Origin of the sequence: Lachnoclostridium sp. An118 (assembly GCF_002160985.1) — a bacterium.
Lineage (GTDB): Bacteria > Bacillota > Clostridia > Lachnospirales > Lachnospiraceae > Claveliimonas > Claveliimonas stercoravium.
Window position 1 is genome coordinate 19925 of record NZ_NFLQ01000014.1, and the last position, 21517, is coordinate 41441.

20 protein-coding genes and 7 tRNA genes are annotated in these 21517 nt (G+C 49.7%); all 27 read left to right on the forward strand.

Annotated elements, in window-relative coordinates:
* Positions 1-48: 48 nt before the first annotated feature.
* Positions 49-804 (forward strand): LamB/YcsF family protein, encoded by a 756-nt coding sequence (locus tag B5E62_RS11930; protein WP_087174792.1) that lies wholly within the window; start codon positions 49-51, stop codon positions 802-804.
* Positions 805-833: 29 nt separating this feature from the next.
* Positions 834-2186: a dicarboxylate/amino acid:cation symporter gene (locus B5E62_RS11935; RefSeq protein WP_087174793.1), complete on the forward strand. Its 1353-nt coding sequence runs from the start codon at positions 834-836 to the stop codon at positions 2184-2186.
* 160 nt (positions 2187-2346) lie between these two features.
* The gene (locus B5E62_RS11940) at positions 2347-2844 is read left to right on the forward strand and encodes a PTS sugar transporter subunit IIA (protein WP_033124681.1); all 498 of its coding nucleotides are present in this window, start codon (positions 2347-2349) and stop codon (positions 2842-2844) included.
* Positions 2795-4843, forward strand: coding sequence for a BglG family transcription antiterminator (locus B5E62_RS11945; RefSeq protein WP_162610304.1), 2049 nt, complete (start codon positions 2795-2797; stop codon positions 4841-4843). The genes B5E62_RS11940 and B5E62_RS11945 overlap by 50 nt, the downstream gene beginning before the upstream one ends.
* 92 nt (positions 4844-4935) lie before the next feature.
* Positions 4936-5577 (forward strand): class II aldolase/adducin family protein, encoded by a 642-nt coding sequence (locus tag B5E62_RS11950; protein WP_033124683.1) that lies wholly within the window; start codon positions 4936-4938, stop codon positions 5575-5577.
* A gap of 18 nt (positions 5578-5595) precedes the next feature.
* On the forward strand, positions 5596-5910 hold the full coding sequence (locus tag B5E62_RS11955; protein ID WP_033124684.1) for a PTS sugar transporter subunit IIB: 315 nt from the start codon (positions 5596-5598) through the stop codon (positions 5908-5910).
* Positions 5911-5924: 14 nt separating this feature from the next.
* A complete protein-coding gene (locus tag B5E62_RS11960) occupies positions 5925-7193 on the forward strand; it encodes a PTS transporter subunit IIC (protein ID WP_076780405.1) in 1269 nt (422 codons plus the stop codon).
* A 27-nt stretch (positions 7194-7220) separates the two neighbouring features.
* Complete coding sequence (locus B5E62_RS11965; protein ID WP_087174795.1) at positions 7221-8084, forward strand: class II fructose-bisphosphate aldolase; 864 nt, start codon at positions 7221-7223, stop codon at positions 8082-8084.
* Between the two features lie 17 nt (positions 8085-8101).
* The gene (locus B5E62_RS11970; protein WP_033124687.1) at positions 8102-8362 is read left to right on the forward strand and encodes an HPr family phosphocarrier protein; all 261 of its coding nucleotides are present in this window, start codon (positions 8102-8104) and stop codon (positions 8360-8362) included.
* A 5-nt stretch (positions 8363-8367) separates the two neighbouring features.
* Positions 8368-10095, forward strand: a complete 1728-nt coding sequence (gene ptsP, locus B5E62_RS11975) for a phosphoenolpyruvate--protein phosphotransferase (protein ID WP_052083825.1) — start codon at positions 8368-8370, stop codon at positions 10093-10095.
* 14 nt (positions 10096-10109) lie between these two features.
* On the forward strand, positions 10110-11078 hold the full coding sequence (locus tag B5E62_RS11980) for an aldo/keto reductase (RefSeq protein WP_033124806.1): 969 nt from the start codon (positions 10110-10112) through the stop codon (positions 11076-11078).
* Positions 11079-11333: 255 nt separating this feature from the next.
* Positions 11334-12197 carry a class II fructose-1,6-bisphosphate aldolase gene (fba, locus tag B5E62_RS11985; RefSeq protein ID WP_087174796.1) on the forward strand — a complete coding sequence of 288 codons (864 nt, stop codon included), beginning with the start codon at positions 11334-11336 and terminating at the stop codon, positions 12195-12197.
* A 104-nt stretch (positions 12198-12301) separates the two neighbouring features.
* Positions 12302-14413 carry a glutamine synthetase III family protein gene (locus B5E62_RS11990; protein WP_087174797.1) on the forward strand — a complete coding sequence of 704 codons (2112 nt, stop codon included), beginning with the start codon at positions 12302-12304 and terminating at the stop codon, positions 14411-14413.
* Positions 14414-14564: 151 nt separating this feature from the next.
* Positions 14565-15008, forward strand: coding sequence for a DUF1700 domain-containing protein (locus B5E62_RS11995; protein ID WP_087174798.1), 444 nt, complete (start codon positions 14565-14567; stop codon positions 15006-15008).
* Between the two features lie 463 nt (positions 15009-15471).
* On the forward strand, positions 15472-17247 hold the full coding sequence (locus B5E62_RS12000) for an IS1634 family transposase (protein ID WP_087174799.1): 1776 nt from the start codon (positions 15472-15474) through the stop codon (positions 17245-17247).
* Positions 17248-17456: 209 nt separating this feature from the next.
* Positions 17457-17672 carry a hypothetical protein gene (locus B5E62_RS12005; protein WP_087174800.1) on the forward strand — a complete coding sequence of 72 codons (216 nt, stop codon included), beginning with the start codon at positions 17457-17459 and terminating at the stop codon, positions 17670-17672.
* A 115-nt stretch (positions 17673-17787) separates the two neighbouring features.
* Positions 17788-18942 (forward strand): THUMP domain-containing class I SAM-dependent RNA methyltransferase, encoded by a 1155-nt coding sequence (locus tag B5E62_RS12010; RefSeq protein WP_087174850.1) that lies wholly within the window; start codon positions 17788-17790, stop codon positions 18940-18942.
* A gap of 31 nt (positions 18943-18973) precedes the next feature.
* Complete coding sequence (gene rdgB / locus B5E62_RS12015; protein WP_087174801.1) at positions 18974-19612, forward strand: RdgB/HAM1 family non-canonical purine NTP pyrophosphatase; 639 nt, start codon at positions 18974-18976, stop codon at positions 19610-19612.
* Complete coding sequence (locus B5E62_RS12020) at positions 19590-20072, forward strand: metallophosphoesterase family protein (protein ID WP_087174802.1); 483 nt, start codon at positions 19590-19592, stop codon at positions 20070-20072. The genes rdgB and B5E62_RS12020 overlap by 23 nt, the downstream gene beginning before the upstream one ends.
* Positions 20073-20176: 104 nt before the next feature.
* Positions 20177-20251 (forward strand) — tRNA-Pro (locus tag B5E62_RS12025).
* An 8-nt stretch (positions 20252-20259) separates the two neighbouring features.
* A tRNA-Gly gene (locus B5E62_RS12030) sits at positions 20260-20330 on the forward strand.
* A 42-nt stretch (positions 20331-20372) separates the two neighbouring features.
* Positions 20373-20446 (forward strand) — tRNA-Arg (locus B5E62_RS12035).
* Positions 20447-20543: 97 nt separating this feature from the next.
* Positions 20544-20617: transfer RNA gene (locus tag B5E62_RS12040), tRNA-His, on the forward strand.
* A gap of 18 nt (positions 20618-20635) precedes the next feature.
* Positions 20636-20707, forward strand: a tRNA-Gln gene (locus B5E62_RS12045).
* A 10-nt stretch (positions 20708-20717) separates the two neighbouring features.
* Positions 20718-20790 (forward strand) — tRNA-Lys (locus tag B5E62_RS12050).
* Between the two features lie 40 nt (positions 20791-20830).
* Positions 20831-20910 (forward strand) — tRNA-Leu (locus B5E62_RS12055).
* 176 nt (positions 20911-21086) lie between these two features.
* The gene (locus tag B5E62_RS12060) at positions 21087-21500 is read left to right on the forward strand and encodes a hypothetical protein (protein ID WP_143468866.1); all 414 of its coding nucleotides are present in this window, start codon (positions 21087-21089) and stop codon (positions 21498-21500) included.
* The last annotated feature ends 17 nt before the right edge of the window (positions 21501-21517 follow it).

Sequence of the window (21517 nt, forward strand, 5' to 3'; positions counted from 1 at the left end):
AGACGGATGCAAACACAGCAAAACAAAAAAGAAAGGATGGAAAAAACTATGTATCAGGTGGATTTGAACAGCGACATGGGTGAGAGCTTCGGCGCTTATAAGCTGGGCGGCGATGAGGAGATCATCAAGTACGTGACAACAGCAAACGTGGCCTGCGGATGGCATGCAGGAGATCCCATGGTAATGGACAAGACAGTCCGCATGGCAAAGGAGCAGGGCGTTATGGTAGGCGCTCATCCGGGCTATCCGGATCTGATGGGCTTTGGACGCCGGAAAATGGTCCTGGCTCCCGCTGAGATCAAGAACTACGTGAAATATCAGATCGGAGCTCTCTCCGCCTTCACACGGAGCTACGGAATGAAGCTGCAGCATGTGGCTCCCCACGGCTCCATGGGAAATCAGTGCCAGTATGACGAGGAAGTATCCACAGCGATCGTGGACGCCATCTGCGAGGTGGACAAGGACCTTATCGTCTACTACTGCGCAGGCGCTGTCTTAGGACAGATCGCTGAGAGCAGAGGACTTCGCACAGCCTCCGAGATCTTCGCTGACAGAGCCTATATGGACGATCTCTCCCTCGTCCCGAGAAAGATGGAGGGCTCCATGATCACAGACGAGAACATTGCCATTGACAGATGCGTGCGCATGATCAAGGAAGGAAAGGTTACATCGATCAACGGAAAGGATCTGGACATCAAGGGCGACACGCTGTGCGTACACGGCGACGGGCCGAAGGCTCTGGCGTTCGTTCAGAAGATCCGTGAAAGATTTGCACAAGAGGGGATTGAGATCAAACATCTGTAAAAGACGTATCGTAAAGGAGTGAAGAACAAATGAGCAATACACAGAAAAAGGAAAAAATGTCCGTTGTCAAGAAGATGATCATCGCCCTGGTCGGCGGACTTGTAGTCGGACTGATCTTCATGTTTATCCGCAGCTCCCTGCTGGACTCCGGAAATGAAGGCACATGGGACATTATCAACAAGATCCTGTTCCAGGATATCACAGCAGCTGACGGAACCGCGGCGCTTGGTCTTTTCTACATCATCGGACAGCTCTTTATGAGGGGTCTGCAGGCAGCCATCGTACCGCTGGTGCTCTGCTCCCTGAGCCTTGCCATGTGCAGTATCTCCAGCTCCTCCAAGCTGGGAAGGATCGCAGGGCGCACAGTCCTTGGCTTTGTCTGCTTCTACATCGTGGGCGCCTTCTTTGCAGGCCTTGTGGCTTACGCTATGAAGACAGCCGGACTTTTCAATGTAGACCTGCCTGCTGAGGCGGTCACAGACGCGGCCACCATCGACCAGTTCAACCCGCTGGCCACCATCGTGACAGCCGTACCGTCCAACATCATCGAGTCCATGAGCAGCAACAACAGCATCCTGGCAGTTGTGGTAGTGTCCATCGTCATCGGCCTTTGCATGAACGTGCTGGGAGAGAAGACAGATCCCCTGAAGCATGTGCTGGAGGCGGGAAGCGAGGTCATCAACTTCTACCTGACCTTCCTCATCAACAAGGTGGGCCCTGTGGCTATCTTCTGTCTGGTATCCCGTACCTTCGCCATCTACGGCGCTGAGTACCTGGCGCCGGCGGCGGCCTACATCGTGGGCGCTATGATCACCCTGTTCATTCTGGTTGTGACCATCTACCCCATCGGTATCTGGCTGACAACAAGGCTGAACCCCTTCAAGTTCTTAAAGAAGATCGCCAAGGTAGGTGTGTTCGGATTTTCCACAAACTCCTCCGCGGCGACTCTGCCTCTGAACACAAAGACAAACCTGGAGGAGCTGGGCTGCAGCAACGAGATCACAAGCTTTGTCCTGCCGACAGGTATGACCATCAACATGAACGGTACGACAGTCATGCACATGTTTGCCGTGACTTTCATCGCGACCAGCGCCGGCATCGACGTGACGCCTGCCAACCTGATCGTTGTGGCATTCCTCTCCATCTGCGCGGCTATGGGCTGCCCGGCTATCCCGATCGCAGGCACGACCCTGATCGTGACTATCCTCTCCGGTATGGGCTGGACATCCGATCTGTGCATGATCGCCTACGCGCTTGTCGTAGCTATCAACCGTCCTGTTGAGATGGCTCTCCTGCCTCTGAACGTTATCGGCGACGCGGCTACAAACGTCATCGTAAACGCCAAGGAAAAAGAGATCAACCTGGACGTATATAACAGCTAAAGCAACTGTATAAGTATAATCTTATTATGAGAATATAACAGGATTGCGGCAAGCTGGTTCTTTCCTATGGGTATAGGAAGGAACCAGCTTGTTTTTGTCTCTGTCTTCATTTTATATTGTCTATAGATGATCCGGATATAAAAAAGTAAGGAGAGATGTAATGATGGAAAATGGGAAACAATTATTTAAGAGGAATACAATTTTTTTCTTGAACGATAAAGAAGAGTATTCGTATGAAGAAATCCTGGAGTTTATAGGAGAGAGCCTGACTGCTCTGGGCTATGCAAAAGAAAGCTTTGCCAAGGCGCTGAAAGACAGAGAACGGGTATTTCCGACAGGCCTGCAGATGCAGCCTTATGGAATTGCTATTCCCCATGCGGATCAGGGGCATGTGTATAAACCCTGTGTAGGGGTGGTGCGGCTGAAAGGGGGGGCCGTATTTAGGGATATGGTAGAGCCGGACAGAGAAGTGAGAGCAAAGATTATATTTTGCATTGCTATAGCAGGCGAGGAAAAGCAGACGGATGTATTGCAGGATATTATGAGGATAGCCAGTGATGAGTCCCTTATGAGCTGTATAGTGGATGCAGACAGCGAAGAGGAAATCTATGAATTGCTTACTGAGGGAGGGAAAGGTACAAAAAGATCAGATACATAATGCAGACATAAGGAAGGAGGACGAGAACGGGATGTACCTGATTGAACGACAGAAAAAGATACTGACACTTCTCCTGACATCAAAGGAATGGATTACAGGAGCGGAAATTGCAAGAAGGCTTGGTATAACAGACCGGACAGTGAGGAAGGACATAAGGGATATTAATGAAGAGTTAAAGAAATATCCCAATTGTTATATAGAGTCTATCAGAGGAACGGGGTATCTCCTGAGAACGGCAGACAGGGATGAGCTTTTTAATCGTATGGAAGGGGGCAGTAGCAGCGAGACGCCCAGAGCAAGGATTGCACATCTTGCACTGGAAATCCTTGAATCGGAAGATCCGATTTCACTGGAGGATTTGGAGGATGAATTTTTCATTAGCCGCACGACACTGGAGGCAGCTATCCGCCAGATTAATGATACATCCACGGCAAAAGGTGTGGGAGCAGTTATACGACATAGAAAAAATGCAGTTCAGGCTGAATGTACAGAGAGGGAAAAGCGGGAACTGATGCGCTCTTTTCTCTTTATTACAAAAGAAGATATGGGCCGCAAAATGCAGGATGAATATGGATTTCTGAACGCAGGCGATATACGCAGGATCATGGGAAAGGTGAGAGGGGTGCTTGTGAAGCATAAACTGAAAGTCACGGACCGGGATATGACAGAGATTGTTTTGTGGCTTTATATACAGAAGCAGCGCCTTTTGTCCGGAGAAGTGCTGCGGGAACAAGAAGGAGCGGGAAGAGAAGAAAAGACTATTCCGGAGACCATACGCATTTTGTCTGAGGAAATGACAAAGAGTATGCAGGAGGGTACAGAACTTTTGTATCCAAAAGAGGAGATTGTGGAATTTGCGGAGTATCTGGGGAATATCCGCCTGATGAAAGAGGAGCGCTTTACGAAGAAAGAGATTATGAACATGGTGGAACCGTGTTATATCGTTATCGTGGAGGAGCTCCTTAATGATATCAAAAGTCGTTTTATGATCGATTTTACCCAGGACGAGGCCCTCTTTGCGGATCTTGTCATGCATATTCGTTTTTCAATCAGAACCAGTGGCGGTACAGTTAGTCAGGAGGCCTCTCTTCTGGATACAATCAAGGACAGGTATCCATTTGTCTTTGAGCTGTCTACTTACATTTTCGGAAGGATATGGGACGTCCTGGGGATAGAGATGGATGAAGTGCAGCTCGGCTATGTGGCGGCACATTTGGGAGCTGCTTTAGAACGGCTGGAGAATACAGATACGGGAAGCGATTTTAAGATTGCTGTATGCAGCAATATGAGTATGGGGATCGTGAGGCTTTTGATGGCAAAGCTACATTCGGTTTACAGGGGGCAGATCAGCATTGCAGGTCCCTATCCGCTTTATGAAATGGAAGATATGATGAAGGGGCAGCCGGGGCTGATCCTTACTACAAATTTATACGGGGTGTTCGATGAGCTCCCCGTACCTGTCATTCCCATTTCTCCTATGCTGGAGTCGGCGGATATACAGGCCATTAATGAAAAGATAAAATCACTAAAACAAAAGACAGTTGTGCTGAGTCTGGAACAGGGGATCGAACAGTATTTTGAGAGAGAACTGTTTTTTCCAGGGATGGAGATGGAGTCTCGGGAGGAAGTGCTGGAGTTTTTATCGTCAAAGATTGTTGAGAAAGGGTATGCTCCTACAAATCTGCTGGAAGATATTATGGAGAGGGAGCGAATCGCTCCCACCACATTTTCAAATTATATGGCTATGCCCCATCCGATCCATATGTGTGCATACAAGACGGTGATTGCTGTGGCTACTCTGAAAAAAGGAGTAGTATGGGGGAAGCAGAAGCAGGTCGTAAGACTGGTCTTTCTTCTTATCGTGCGCAGCAAAGATATGAAATATATCAGTGGTTTTTTTGACATTACAGCAAAGCTTGTGACGCGGAAAAAGAAGGTGCAGACGCTTCTGGAGACGGAAGATTTTGAAAAATTTATAGGTGAGCTTGTTCCTATGTGATGCGGAAGTTGACAGTTTTTAATCTGAAAATATAGCGTGTATAATCGAATTATAGAAAAACAAGAACAAAAAAACGATAGGAGGAAACAACAATGAAGTATCAGGAGACAAGAGAAAAAGTTTTAGAAATTGCGGTAAAATGTCTGGAAAAAGGATTGATTCATGGAACGGCAGGGAATGTGTCCATGAGAGTACCGGGCGAGGATGTGGCGATCATTACACCGACAAGAATACCATACGATCAGTTGAAGCCAGAGCAACTTCCGGCGGTAAGCTTGACAGGTGAGCTGCTGGATGGAGAGTTTAAGCCCTCCTCAGAAACTCCGATGCATACAGCTGTGTACAGAGCCAGGAAAAATCTGAATGGCATTGTCCATACACACTCTATGTATGCAACTGTATTTTCTATCCTGGAACAGGAGATTCCGCCGATGATGCCGCCGTCAACTCCTTACGCTCCAGTGCCTGTAGCACCCTTTCATCTTCCGGGGTCCGAAGAGCTGGCGCAGGCTGCAGTAGAGGCTCTGGGAGAGGAAAAGATGGTATGTACTCTGCAGAACCATGGACTACTGGCTGCCTGCCCAACGCTGGACAGAGCTTTCTCGGCTGCGGAATACATAGAGGAGTGCGCACAGCTTGCTTACCTTACACTGATGGCAGGTAAGATGACGCCGATTCCGGCCAAGGATGTTGAGACACTGAAAGACAGAATGCTTAAGGGCATTGCAGTATAAGGAAAGGGGGAGAAGAATATGGCAGAAATGTATCGTGTGTTGGCAGTCTGTGGAGCGGGACTGGCTACTTCTACCCATGTTGCAAAGACCCTACAGAACGGACTGGAGCAAAGAGGAATTGAGACGCAGATACGCACCTGCAGCGTTGCAGAGTCAAATGGTGTTATGTTTCAGTATAAACCTCACGTGATTCTAGCTACTGTGTCTGTAAATTCTATACAGCCTCCGGAAGGGACACCTGTTTATTCTGGAGTACCACTGCTGACAGGTGTCGGTTCGGCCAAGGTGCTGGATGAAATAGCAGCCTATCTGACCGAACTGGATAAGAAGTAGAGGAGGACAAAGATATGACGATTGTATTGGATGTCCTTAACAAGGTAGTGGATCTTGGAGCTTTTGTAATGATGCCGGTCATTCTCTTTGTCATGGGAATGATATTCCGGATGAAACCGAGCGATGCACTGAGAGCAGGTATCACCGTAGGAATTGGATTTAAAGGTATATCCCTTGCCGCCGGGCTGATTACTGAAACGATGACGCCTCTGATTACCCAACTTCAGGAGCAGTGGGGACTTTCGTTAGACGCTGTGGATCTTGGTGTGCCTGTCGTATCTACGATGTCGTTTAGCGATGGCAGGTTCGTTCTTATGATGTTTGGAGGCGTGCTTTTAGTTAATGCAGTGATGCTTCTTTTGAATTTGACGAAGACGCTTAATGTAGATATATGGAACTTCTGGCATTATCTTTTCATAGGGAGTCTGGCGACGATCATATCAGGAAATATCCTGATTGGACTGTTGGTTGGTGTTGTGTATTCAGCTATCAACCTTTTGCTCGCAGACCGTAATCAGGAGCTGATCTGTGAGGTGTGCGGGGAGCAGTACAGAGGTCTTTCCTTCTGTACTATGGCTTTCCCGGTTCTGCTCCCAATCGGCAGGGCAATAGACTGGGTTATTGACAAGATACCGGGTGTGAGGAAGATAGATTTCAATTTAAAGAAAGTTCCCAAGAAAGCGGCATTTTTTACAGAGCCGATCATGATAGGCTTTATAATCGGAGCAATCCTGGCGCTTCTTGCAAGCTATAGCTGGGACCAGTGCCTGAATGTAGGAATGACGATGGCAGCGGCCATGTTCCTTCTTCCAAGGATGATTTCTATCCTGATGGAGGGGCTGTCTCCTATCGCAACTGCTACAAGAGAATTTATGGCTACCCGCTTCCCCAACAGGGAGTTCCGCATTGGCATGGATTTTGCCCTGCTTGTAGGTGATACAGATATGATTACACTGGGAATGATATTTGTGCCTATTTCGCTGCTGCTTGCAGTAATACTGCCGGGAAACAGGGTCCTTCCTCTGGTGGGACTGACCAACTTGTCCTATATGATGATGGCTCCGGTTATTGCATCTAAAAGAAATATGTTCCGGGGACTGCTCATAGGCATTGTGATGGTCGTACTTGTGTTCTACATGGCATCCGCCATGTGTCCGCTCATTACAGAACTCGGAATACAGACAGGACTGGTGGAAGCGGGAGGCAACTATACGTTGTTTAATACAGGTGAGCATGTAGGATTTGTGCTGCTTCAGATACTGAAAATCTTCTTCCCGTCTTAAAAAGACGAGGGTAGTAGGAGGAAAAACATGGTAACAGGAAGAGAAGAGATAGAAAAGTTATTTGCGGAAGCCGACAAAAAACAAATTGCGATCCCTCATTTTAATCATTCGGATTTTTGGGACATGTCTTTTATTACAGAGGCGGCTGAGGAGGAGAATTCACCAGTCATTATTGCGTGTCTGCCCAAGGTTATACAGGCAATTGGCATAGAGAAGCTGGGAGCAGTGGCCAGGATCACGATGGAACAAAGCCGTGTGCCGGTAATCTATCATCTCGATCACTGTCACAGCGTTGAGATGTGCATGGAAGCGGTGGATAATGGGTACAACTCTGTAATGATTGACGGAGCGGATCTTCCTCTGGAGGAAAATATTGAGACTGTCAGGAAAGTGGTGGATTATGCACATAAGAGAAATGTCCACGTGGAAGCAGAGATAGGAAAAATCAAAAGTGCTGGGGAGGAGGGCTACACTCCAAAAGGAGAGCTGGCGGCCCTGGAGGATGCCCGGCGTCTGGCGGAGGAGACAAAAGTGGATGCCCTGGCAGTGTCTATAGGAAGTGAGCATGGCTTTTACAGCCATGCTCCCCGGCTGGATTATGAACTGCTGGAGAAATTACACAAGGCGTTGCAGCTCCCGTTGGTCCTTCACGGGGGATCAGGTATCCCAAGAGAAGATGTCAGAAGAGCCATTGCCGGCGGTATCCGGAAAGTAAATGTAGGTACACAGATTAGATATACCTATATGAAATCAGTGGAGAAAGCTATCAGGATGATGGGGGCCGAGACACACACTGCGGATATTATGTCAGAGGCTAAAAAGGAAGTGAAAAAAGTGCTGAGAGAATGCATTGTCACCTGCCGCGGTGAAGAAGGGGCTGGCTGGAGATAAAATAAGGAGAGATGAGGATGTACGCTAAAGAAGTGACAATTAACAATCCCACAGGCCTGCATGCACGGCCTGCCACACAGCTTGTAAGAGAAGCGGAGAAATATCAGTCTGAGATCAGGATTATAAAAGAGAATATGGTGATCAATCCTAAGAGCATTTTTAATGTACTGGCAGCGGGACTTTCCCAGGGAATCGCCATCACAGTAGAGGCGGAAGGGACGGATGAAAGGGAGGCTGTGGACAGCCTGTGCAGATTTATTGAAGATCTAAAGGAGTGAGGCGTATGATTGGCAGAGGAATTGCAGCGTCCAGGGGAAAAGCCTTGGCAAGGGCAATGGCTGCAGAGACGCAGCAGCAGATAGACTTGGAGAAAAAGAGTAAAGAAAATCTGCTACATTCTGTGGAAAGAGTGAAAGAGGCTATAGACTCTATCGCTGAAGAGATGAAGGATGAGGAAACACGCCTTGAAGGCGAAGAGGAAGCAATGCGTCTTGAGATTGTTCAGATGCAGCATACTATGCTGTCAGACGCTGTTTTTCATGACAGTATCAGAAAAGAACTGGAAGAGGGATATGCACCTGAGAGTGCTGTGGCCAGATGTATCGAGGCCCAGTGCCGTATGCTGGAAGCTATTGGAGATGCATATCTTGCAGCGCGCACGGACGATTTCCGGGATGTGGGAAACAGGATCATCTGCAGGCTTCTCGGAAAAAGGTATCCGGATCTTGGGAAACTGGAGGAGGATGTGATATTGACAGGAGAAAATATCTCACCCTCCGTGCTGGCTGGAGCGAAAAAGGGAAAAGTAAAAGGACTTCTGCTTGCAAAGGGATCCCGAACAGCCCATGTGTGCATACTTGCCGCCAATATGGGAATTCCTGCGGTTGTAGGATGCATCGGTGCAGAGAAGATCAAGGATGGGGATATGGTCTTTGTGGACGGGACAGCAGGGAAAGCTGCCTGGGAAATGGATGAGGCCGCCCGGGCTGATGCATTGGCTGAGACAGTGAGCTATCAGGAAAAACAGAAAATTTTGGAGAAATATACAGAGAAAAAAGGTCAGACAAAGGACAAGGTTTCTGTGCAGATTATGGCGAATATCATGGATGCCCAGGCGGCAGAGCAGGCAAAACAGATGGGGGCGGAAGGAGTCGGGCTTTTTCGCACTGAATTTCTCTATATGGGAAGAAAAGATTTACCGGGAGAGGAAGAACAGTTTCAGGCATACAAAAAAGCGGCAGAGATGCTGCAAGGACAGCCTCTTGTGATACGCACTATGGATATAGGAGGAGATAAGCAGTCTGAGGCTTTGGAAATTCCGGCAGAGGAAAATCCTTTTCTGGGATATCGTGCGATTCGCATCTGTCTTGAACGAAAGGAACTTTTTTTTACCCAGCTTAAGGCTGTTTTGCGGGCATCTGCATATGGGAATGTGCGGGTGATGTTTCCTATGATCAGCAGTATGGCTGAACTTGAAGAAGCCCTTGCCTGTCTGCAAAAGGCAAAAGACGAGCTTGATCAGCAAAGGATAGCATATGATAAAGATATACAGACAGGCATGATGGTGGAGGTGCCCTCTACAGCAATCCTGGCTTCCCGGTTCATCAAAAAGGTGGATTTTTTCAGCATAGGGAGCAATGATCTGACACAGTATGCACTTGCAGTGGACCGACAGAACGAAAAGGTTTGCGGGCTGTATGATTACTTTGATCCCGGTGTGCTCCACTTGATATACACTGTGATTCGGGCATGTGAACAAGAGAATAAGGAATGCTGTCTCTGCGGGGAGATGGCATCAGATCCGCTCGCAGTTCCGGTTCTTCTGGGTATGGGACTGAAAAAATTCAGTGTAAACCCATCGGCGGTTCCTTTGGTAAAGTATCTTCTCTCAAAATGTGAGTATAAAAAGATCAAACATGATGTACAGTGTATGCTTGAGATGGACGACAGACGCCAGATCAAGGAGGAGGCGATGGCTCTTTTGGATGAAGAGTACAGGTCATGGCTTTAGGAGGAGAAAAAGAGATGGAAATGATCAGACTGGGAAGAAGTGAAATAGAGATTAGCCGTCTGGGTATGGGTACCTGGGCGATCGGCGGTGGACCGGCCTGGGGCGACAGAGATGAAGAACAGTGTATTGAGACGATTGTACAGGCCCCGGAAAAGGGGATCAATTTAATAGACACCGCGCCGGCGTATAATTTTGGCAACAGTGAGAGGATTCTGGGAAAGGCTCTGCAAAGAATGGACCGCTCTAAAGTGCGGATCATTACAAAGTGCGGGATTGTGTGGGACAGAAAAGGAAGCCTATTTAATAAAGTGGGAGATGTCCAGCTTTACAAAAATCTTTCCGCGGACTCGCTCCGAAGAGAGGTGGAGGATAGTCTTAAGAGGCTTGGAACAGATTACATAGATGTGTATATGACCCATTGGCAGTCAGTAGAGCCGTATTTTACCCCCATACAAGAGACCATGGGGGAACTTATGAAAATGAAAGAGGAAGGCTTGATAAGAGCTGTGGGAGCAGCCAATGTGACTGTGGATCATATACGGCAGTATCTGTCCTTTGGTGAACTGGATGTTGTGCAGGGAAAGTACAGTATCCTGGACAGACAGGCCGAGGAGGAGCTTATCCCGTTCTGCTGCGAGAACGGCATTACCTTTCAGGCATATTCTCCTTTGGAACAGGGACTTTTAAGCGGCAGATATAAGAAGGACTATGTGCCTAAAGCATCCCAGTCCGGTAAAAAATGGTTCCAGAAGGAAAATATGGGAAGAGTTATTGATATGTTGGAAACGTGGGAGCCGCTATGTGAAAAGTACAAATGTACGAAGGCGGATTTGGCGCTTGCATGGCTCATGGGTCAGGGAGATTACATTAATGTGCTGACCGGTTGTTCCAAGGTGGAGCAGCTTGAAGAAAATGCCAGGGCATTGTCTGTCAAGCTGGAAAAAAATGACATTGACTGGTTGAGAAAGGTCTCAGAGATTTAAAAAAGATTGATGTTTTATATGATTGAACTATAAGCTTGTTTTTGATTTTATGATGATATGTGGTGCTTTCTTCTGCCCTTTTGGAGGAGGCGGCTATCACGGGAGTGGATCAGGGAGGAGCGCAGGCAAAAGTGCAGAGCTGTAAAAAAGATTGTCATTTTTATGTGATTGAGCTATAATAAAAAAAGCGAAGCCTGTACTGCCTTTATGGGAGTACTCCCGGCAGTGCAAAATAAGGAAGTGGAGGAGACTATCATGTTAGTATCAGCAAAAGAAATGCTTGAAAAAGCAGTAGAAGGCCACTATGCGGTAGGCCAGTTCAACATCAACAATCTGGAGTGGACAAAATCCATCCTTCTGACAGCAGAGGAGCTGAAATCTCCTGTGATCCTGGGTGTATCCGAGGGCGCGGGAAAATATATGACAGGTTTCAAGACAGTTGCTGCCATGGTGAAGGCTATGATCGAGGAGCTGAACATCACAGTTCCGGTTGCGCTTCATCTGGACCACGGAACATATGAGGGATGCTATAAATGTATCGAGGCAGGATTTTCATCCATCATGTTTGACGGTTCACACTATCCCATCGAGGAGAACGTGGCTAAGACAAAAGAGCTTGTTGCCGTATGTGCGGAGAAAGGACTGTCCCTGGAGGCAGAGGTAGGATCCATCGGCGGCGAGGAAGACGGCGTTGTGGGCATGGGCGAGTGCGCAGATCCCCAGGAGTGCAAGATGATCGCTGACCTGGGCGTTACCATGCTGGCAGCAGGTATCGGAAACATCCACGGAAAATATCCTGCAAACTGGCAGGGACTCAGCTTTGAGACTCTGGATGCCATCCAGAAGCTGACGGGCAAGATGCCCCTCGTTCTTCACGGCGGCACAGGCATCCCGGAGGATATGATCAAGAAAGCGATCGACCTTGGCGTGGCAAAGATCAATGTAAACACAGAGTGCCAGCTTTCCTTTGCTGACGCTACACGCAAGTACATTGAGGCAGGAAAAGACCTGGAGGGCAAAGGATTTGATCCGCGCAAGCTCCTGAAACCGGGCGCAGAGGCGATCATGGCAACTGTAAAAGAGAAGATGGAGTTATTCGGTTCCGTAGGCAAAGCCTAAGAAGAGCCGGCCATATAGCGAGAAGAGCAAAGGTGTTCCGGCCCGGTGAGGGCCGGAGTGCCTTTTTCTGGTCATACAGGGATAGAAAGGATACTATATAGAATATGAGCGAATTGATTAATATTGCGGAGATCTTTGGAGAAAATGTATTTGACGACGCCACCATGCAGGAGCGCCTGCCGAAGAAGGTCTATAAAGATCTGAAGAAGATGATCGAGGAGGGCAAGGAGCTTGACCTTGCCACCGCGGACGTCATTGCCCACGAAATGAAGGAGTGGGCCATTGAGAAGGGGGCTACCCACTACACTCACTGGTTCCAGCCTCTGACGGGGACCACGGCGGAGAAGCACGACTCCTTTATCTCTGCCCCCATGGAGAGCGGAAAGGTCCTGCTGAGTTTTTCCGGCAAGGAACTCATCAAGGGAGAGCCGGACGCCTCCTCCTTCCCCTCCGGCGGACTGAGAGCTACCTTTGAGGCCAGAGGATACACGGCCTGGGACTGCACCTCTCCCGCTTTTGTGAGAAAGGATGCGGCGGGAGCCACACTGTGCATCCCCACAGCCTTCTGCTCCTACACGGGTGAAGCCCTGGACCAGAAGACCCCCCTGCTGCGCTCCATGGAGGCCATAGGAGAGCAGTCCCTGCGCCTGATACGGCTGTTTGGGAATTCCACGGCCAGGAAGGTGACTCCCTCCGTTGGGGCAGAGCAGGAGTATTTCCTGGTGGATGCGAAGAAGTTCCATGAGAGGAAGGACCTGATCTATACAGGCCGCACTCTCTTTGGGGCCATGCCGCCCAAGGGGCAGGAGCTGGACGACCACTATTTCGGAACCATCCGGCAGCGGATCGCTTCTTTTATGAAGGATGTCAACGAGGAGCTCTGGAAGATGGGCGTGACGGCAAAGACCCAGCACAATGAGGTGGCGCCTGCCCAGCACGAGCTGGCTCCCATCTACGCAAAGGCAAATGTGGCGGTAGACCACAACCAGATCGTCATGCAGACTCTCAAGAGGATTGCGTCGGAGCACGGCATGAAGTGCCTCCTCCATGAGAAACCCTTTGCGGGGGTCAACGGGTCAGGAAAGCACAACAACTGGTCGCTTACCACAGATGATGGAAAGAACCTGCTCGATCCGGGCAAGACACCCCATGAAAACATCCAGTTCCTCCTTGTCCTCACCTGTATCCTGAAGGCGGTGGACGAGCATGCGGCCCTGCTGCGGGAGTCTGCGGCGGACCCGGGAAATGACCACAGACTGGGAGCCAACGAAGCTCCGCCGGCTATCATTTCCGTCTTCCTGGGAGAGCAGCTGGAGGATGTGCTGGAGCAGCTGATCACTACCGGCGAGGCCACCCACAGCCTGAACACCGGAAAGCTGCAGACCGGCGTGCGGACGCTGCCGGACCTGGCAAAGGACACATCTGACAGGAACAGGACATCGCCCTTTGCCTTCACGGGCAATAAATTTGAGTTCCGCATGGTGGGCTCCAGGGATTCTGTGGCAGCCTCCAACATCGTTCTCAATACCATCGTGGCGGATGCCTTCGCCCAGGCGTGCGATGTGCTGGAGAAGGCGGAGGACTTTGAGAAAGCGGTCCACGACCTGATCAAGCAGTACGCTACCGAGCACTACCGCATCGTGTTCAACGGAAACGGCTATGCGGATGAGTGGATACAGGAGGCGGAAAGAAGAGGGCTTCCCAACATCCGGTCTATGGTGGACGCCATCCCGGCTCTGGTGACAGAGAAGACGATCTCCCTCTTTGAGAGGTACCATGTGTTTACACGGGCAGAGCTTGAGTCCCGCGCGGAGATCAAGTATGAGAACTATGCGAAGGCTATCAACATAGAGGCGAGGACTATGATAGACATGGCCAGCAAGCAGATCATCCCGGCTATCATCAGGTACACAAAGACACTGGCGGACACAGTGAACTCCGTGCGCGAGGCGGGTGCGGACTTCTCTGTCCAGTCCCAGCTTCTGGCAGAAATCTCGGCTCTCCTCGGGGAGACGAAGAAGGCGCTGGATATCCTGGCAAAGGAGACGGAGACGGCGGCAGCTATGGAAGAGGGAGAGGTACAGGCAAGATTCTACCACGATACGGTGTTCCCGGCCATGGAGGCGCTCCGCGCGCCGGTGGACCAGCTGGAGATGATCGTGGACAAGGAGGCATGGCCCATGCCATCCTACGGGGATCTTATGTTTGAAGTGTAAGAGTCATACCGTGACTTAATAAAGTTATAATAAAATGTTCATACCCCTGCACTTGGAATAGCCAGACAGATATGCTATCCTAGGTGCAGGGTATTTTATATCCCGGCAGGATACCGGTGTATCCGCAAGAAAAGGGCAGGAGGACAGGTGCATGACAAGACAGGAATTTCTGGCAAGGCTCAGGGATGCGCTGGAGAGTGAGCTGGACCGAAGGACCGTGCAGGAGAATGTGGATTATTACAGCTCCTATATTATAGAAGAGACAGCGAAAGGGAGACCGGAGAGCGACGTGATCGCGGAGCTGGGAGACCCATGGGTCATTGCCCGCTCTGTCATCGGTATGTCCGCGGACAGCCTGGGAGCGGAGGACGCCTATGACGCGGCTGGGGGCAGAGGGCATGACGGCGGAAGGCAGGGCGGAGCCTCCCCGCTGAGTGCGTGGTGGAAGAAGATCCTTCTCGTCCTGGGCGTTGTCGGTGTGTTCCTCATTGTGATCGCGGTGATAGGAGGGATTTTCTCCCTGCTGATGCCCATCCTCGTGCCGGTGCTGGTGGTCGCCTTTATCCTGAGGCTGATCGGCGGAACGAGACGGTGAGGCGGAGCCCGGAGCCGGGCGGAGATATAAAGGAGATATAACAAAGAAACGGACAAAGGTAAAAGACCGATGGGGGAGCCATCGGTCTTTTGAGGGGAGTATAAATAATTAATAAGGGGTTGTAGAAAGTATTCTTTCTACATGCATTAGTATAATATACTGAGCTGGAAAAAGCAAGAAAAAAATTAAAAAAAACTTAATATATAAATGCGCACATAGAAAGCGGAAGTTTGACAGTTCAATAAATCGAAAAACACTTGCAGGCCCCATAAAGCCTGTATTTTTTTGTCAAATTTTATGCGAATTATTGTAGCTATTTATAGCTATCGGAAGTTTGACAGTTCAATAAATCGAAAAACACTTGCAGGCCCCATAAAGCCTGTATTTTTTTGTCAAATTTTATGCGAATTATTGTAGCTATTTATAGCTATATATAGTATAATAGAGGGAGGAGGTACTTGCCATGAAACTCACTGTCAGCAAATCCAAAAATTCCGCATCCTTTTATGTACAGAAAACTATCCGGAAACCCGATGGGAAAGTTACTACGGTCACCATTGAAAAGCTGGGGAACCTGACCGAGGTTACTGCCAAAGCCTGCGGAAAAGATCCTTATGTATGGGCCCAGGAATACGTCAACGAATTAAACCGTAAGGAGTACGATGAAAATAAGGAAATCCTTGTCAGCTATTCTCCCTCTAAACTTCTTAAGAAGGGGGAGCAGAAGCTTTTTAACTGCGGCTATCTTTTCCTGCAGAAGATTTATTATCAGTTGGGACTGGATAAGATCTGCCGGGATATTTCTGGCCGTCATCTGTTTGAATATGACCTGAATGATATCCTGTCAAAGCTGATCTATACCAGAATCCTCTTTCCATCTTCCAAACTGTCTTCCAACAAACAGGCGAAGAAACTAATTGAGCAGCCCTCCTTTGAACTTCATGATATTTACCGTTCGCTTTCTGTCCTTGCTAAAGAAAACGACTTTATCCAGGCACAACTCTATAAAAACAGTCAGAGAGTCATTGAACGGCGGAAAGACATCCTCTATTATGACTGCACGAATTACTTCTTCGAACTGGAAGAAGCAGATGAACTGCGCCGATATGGGAAATCCAAACAGCACCAGCCCCTCCCCATCGTAGGCATGGGATTATTCATGGACCATGATGGCATTCCCTTAGCCTTTGACATCTATCCTGGGAACAAAAATGAACAGCCCACTTTGAAACCTCTGGAGAAAAAAGTGATACGGGATTACGGAATGGAACAGATCATTGTCTGTACAGATGCGGGTCTTTCTTCAAAGACAAACAGAAAGTTTAACGACAGGACCATTGATGGTGTGCAGATCCGCAGCTTTATCACCACCCAGTCTGTAAAACAGCTTCCGGAATACCTCAAGGAGTTTGCGCTGAATCCGGAAGGATGGCATCTGCCAGGCTATTCTGAAACTTTCTGCCTGGATGAAATTGATGAAGAGACAGACTATCACAAGGTCTTTTATAAAGACCGTTGGATCAAAGAAGATCTTTCCCAAAGAAAAATAAAAAATGGGGCAAAGCCTTTGGAACAGCATCTGATCGTCTCTTTTTCTCCAAAGTATAAAAACTATCAAAGAAAGATACGGAAAGGCCAGATCGATCGGGCACAGAAGCTGATCGACAGCGGGAACTATAAGCAGCGGCCGAAAAACCAGAATGACCCTCACAGATTTATTGTGAGGGAAAAAGCGACAAAGGATGGTGAAATCTGTTCGGAAGAACTGGTTTACCTGGATACAGATGTTATCCTGGAAGAAGAACGCTATGATGGTTTCTATGCCGTATCTACCAATCTGAGCGACATGAGTGTAGATGAGATCGTAAAGATCAATAAGAAGCGCTGGGAGATTGAAGAATGTTTCCGGATCATGAAAACAGACTTTAAGGCACGGCCAGTATATTTGCAGACTGAGGATCATATCAAATCCCATTTCCTTACATGCTTTATTGCTCTTATGATCTACAGGATCCTTGAAAAAAAACTGAAGGAAACTTTTACCTGCGAAGAGATCATAGATACCCTGAGGAATATGTGGATGGCTCGCCCTGGAGAAAAGCTTGGATATACGCCGGTTTATACAAGGACTGACCTGACAGACGCACTCCATGAAACAGCAGGATTCCGTACAGACTATCAGATCATATCAGACATAAATATGCGAAAAATAATCCGTGAAACTAAGAAGAAAAAGTAATAATATATAGCTACATTTTAGGTTATAAAAAAGTCCGTAGAAAGCTTGATTTAAAGGCTATCTACGGACTTATACTGTCAAAGATGGGAATATACTGAGCTGGAAAAAGCAAGAAAAAAATTAAAAAAAACTTAATATATAAATGCGCACATAGAAAGCCTGTTTTCGGACACACTAACAGTGTATCAAATGAACAGGAGGAATTAAATATGGCAAAGAATTGCAATAATTCAAACAACATGGGAAATTCTGAAAACGCATATGAGTCCAAAAAGAGCGGGTACAGCAAGAACGCTTCCAGAAATGCCTATGACAAGAATGCGTCCACAAAAAACACAGCTGGAAAAAATGCATCCGGCAAAAACGCATCCAGGAATCAGACGACAGACAGCTACAATTACAGCGACACAACAGACAAGTACTAGGCGGCTTTTGACAGGCGCGAAGGCGGGGGTTCCGGGCGGGATCCCCGCTTTTCCATTGACAAATCTCCTTTTTGACCATAAGATGTTAGTTAAAGATAAGCGGATGGAGAGGATCATGGAGAGGATAGAACTGATCGCGCCCTGCCATTTCGGCCTGGAGGCGGTGCTGAAAAGAGAGATACTGGACCTGGGATACGAGATATCCGGGACAGAGGATGGAAGAGTGACATTTTATGCAGATGCGGCCGGCATCTGCCGGGCCAACATTTTCCTGCGGACAGCGGAGAGAGTGCTCCTCAAGGCGGGGGAATTCAGGGCGGAGACATTTGACGAGCTGTTTGAGAGGACCAGGGAGATCCCCTGGGAGCAGTACATACCCTCTGACGGAAGGTTCTGGGTGGCCAAGGCCGCGTCTGTGAAGAGCCGGCTGTTCAGCCCCTCGGACATACAGTCCATCATGAAGAAGGCCATGGTCCGCAGGCTCCAGGAGCACTACCGCACGGACTGGTTTAAGGAGGACGGGGCTGCCTATCCCCTGCGGGTATTCCTGAAAAAGGATGTGGTCACGGTGGGGATCGATACCTCCGGGGTATCTCTCCACAAGAGGGGATACCGGGAGGTGTCGGGAAAGGCTCCCATCACGGAGACGCTGGCGGCGGCGCTGATCATGCTGACGCCCTGGCGCGGGGACCGCATCCTGGTGGACCCCTTCTGCGGCAGCGGAACCTTTCCTATAGAGGCGGCCATGATGGCGGCGGACATCGCGCCGGGCATGAACCGCTCCTTCACGGCGGAGGAGTGGACGAACCTGATCCCGAGGAAGGCATGGTATGAGGCTGTGGACGAGGCTTCCTCCCGCATCCGGAGTGGCGTGGTGACGGATATACAGGGCTACGACATTGACGGCTCTGTCATAAAGGTAGCCAGGCGGAATGCCCGGGAGGCGGGGGTGGACCATCTGATCCATTTCCAGGAGAGGGATGTGAGGAGTCTGAGTCATCCGAAGAAATACGGCTTCATCATCACAAACCCGCCCTACGGGGAGAGGCTGGAGGACAAGAGGGACCTTCCGGAGCTGTATCGGGCTTTTGGCGAGAGCTTCCGGAGGCTGGACAGCTGGTCTGCCTATATGATCACAAGCTATGAGGACGCAGAGCGGTACTTCGGCAGGAAGGCCCAGAAGAACCGGAAGATATACAACGGGATGCTGAAGACTTATTTCTATCAGTTCCCGGGGCCGAAGCCGCCAAGGAAAAATCCGGAGAGATGAGAGGAATATAAAAAAGAGGAGCGCACAAGCGATGAGAAAGATCATATTTGCCACAGGAAACGAGAATAAAATGGTGGAGATCCGCCAGATCCTTTCGGATCTGGGCATGGAAATCCTTTCCCAGAAGGAGGCGGGGATCCAGGCGGACCCGGAGGAGGACGGCACTACCTTTGAGGAAAATGCACTCATCAAGGCCCGGGCAGTGCGCAGGATCGCCGCAAAGATGGAGGAGAACCGGGACGCGGTCATCCTGGCTGATGATTCCGGGCTGGAGATAGACTATCTGAACAAGGAGCCGGGCATCTACTCTGCCAGGTATATGGGAACGGACACGTCCTACGATATCAAGAACAACGCTCTCCTGGAGCGGCTGGAGGGAGTGCCTGACGAGGAGCGGACCGCAAGGTTTGTCTGCGCCATCGCGGCCGAGTTCCCGGACGGTACGGAGGAAGTGGTGCGGGGGACCATGGAGGGCCGCATCGGCTATGAGATCATCGGGGAAAACGGCTTTGGCTATGACCCCATCTTCTTCCTGCCCGAGTATGGCTGCACCAGCGCCCAGCTTCCGCCGGAGGAAAAAAACGCGCTCAGTCACAGGGGCGAAGGACTCAGGAAAATGAGGAGGATCATGGAGGAGAGGCTGTCAAATGAGGATACTTATCGTAAGTGATACGCACAAGGCCCACGGGAATCTGGAGAGGGTCCTTGAGAAGGAGGGCCCTGTGGACATGATGATCCATCTGGGCGATGTGGAGGGAAAAGCGGACTACATCGAGGCTCTGGCGGGCTGCCCGGTACATATGGTGAGCGGAAACAATGACTTCTTCTCCCACCTGCCCTGGGAGGAGGAATTCTTTATCGGGGACCACCATGTCTTTATCACCCACGGGCACGGCTATTTCGTGGGCATGAACGAGGACAGGCTGAAGGCCGAGGCCAGGGGACGGGGAGCGGACATTGTCATGTACGGCCACACCCACATGCCCGCGCTCACCGTAGAGCCGGATCTTATGACCCTGAACCCGGGGAGCATCTCCTACCCGAGGCAGAAGGGAAGAAGGCCCAGCTATATCATGATGGAGGTGGACCGGGAGGGGAGAGTGTCCTGCGAGATACGCTACCTCGGATAGAAGCCATGTCGGTTTGAAAATAATAAAAAAAGTTGTTGACATTGGCAGATGGTTCAGATATAATTATTCTCGTGCCACGTGAGTGCGCATGTACGAATAGACCTCGGGGTGTGGCTCAGCTTGGCTAGAGCGCCTGGTTTGGGACCAGGAGGTCGCAGGTTCAAATCCTGTCACCCCGATCATGTATGCGGGTGTAGTTCAATGGTAGAACACCAGCCTTCCAAGCTGGATACGTGGGTTCGATTCCCATCACCCGCTTTCTTGAGGCGATCATATGGACATGCCTCAGGATTTACCTTTGAGTCTGTAGCTCAGCTGGATAGAGCAACGGCCTTCTAAGCCGTAGGTCGAGGGTTCGAATCCCCCCAGGCTCGTTGGCACGTTCACAGAAAAGACAATGTGTCATTATTGTGGCGGGTCAGTCCATAATGCCTTGATAAGAGGCCTGGTGTATGGAAAAAATAGAAAATGGTGGGTATAGCGCAGTTGGTTAGCGCGCCAGATTGTGGCTCTGGAGGCCCAGGGTTCGAATCCCTGTATCCACCTTTACCCGAAAGGGCTATTGGGCTATCGCCAAGCGGTAAGGCACAGGACTTTGACTCCTGCATTCGTTGGTTCGAATCCAACTAGCCCAGTTTTATGTGCGGGCGTGTAGCTCAGGTGGTAGAGCACTTGACTTTTAATCAAGTTGTCCGGGGTTCGAATCCCCGCACGCTCACTGACACGCAGCCGGATGGCTGCGTTTTTTTATTCATCCTGCGGATGTGGCGGAACTGGCAGACGCGCCAGACTTAGGATCTGGTACTTCGGTGTGCAGGTTCGATTCCTGTCATCCGCATTTATTTTTTGAGCGGTCGGACGCTGCGGAACGCGGTGCCCGGCCGTTCTTCTGTTCTGGTGCTTGACAGCCGGGAAAATTAATGATATAAGAAGTATTGTTTGCTACTGTAAAATGAATGTAAAATTTCTTGTGAGAGAGGGCTGTAAAAGATGCACCGCAAACTCAGAACAGTCATGTTGATCATAGCGATGGCCATAGTATGTGTGGCTGCGCCTTCCAGCCTTTTTCTAAGAGGAGAGGCTTCAGATGTACCGCCCGCCGGCACACACGCCGGTATCTGCCATATAGACAGCTCCTGCGGGATGAGCCTGTATGACGTGTGTATGGACGACAGCGCCCGCCATAAGACAGGGGGGACCCTGGTGAGCGCGGCGGCAGGGCGTACAAAGCATGGCGCTGGCAGAGGGCAGTGGCTGACGTGGCTGTGCTGTCCTGCTCTGGCAGCTTTGTTCCTGTGCGCCCGCATGAGGAAAAAGGCGGTGCTCCTGAAGCCGGACCCATATCTTCCTGCACGGTTTCTGTGCGATCTATTTATCCTGTATCAGAAAGATGGAAAAAAGAGAGAAGCTGTTTTGCTGACAATGTGACATCACTTGCAGAAAAC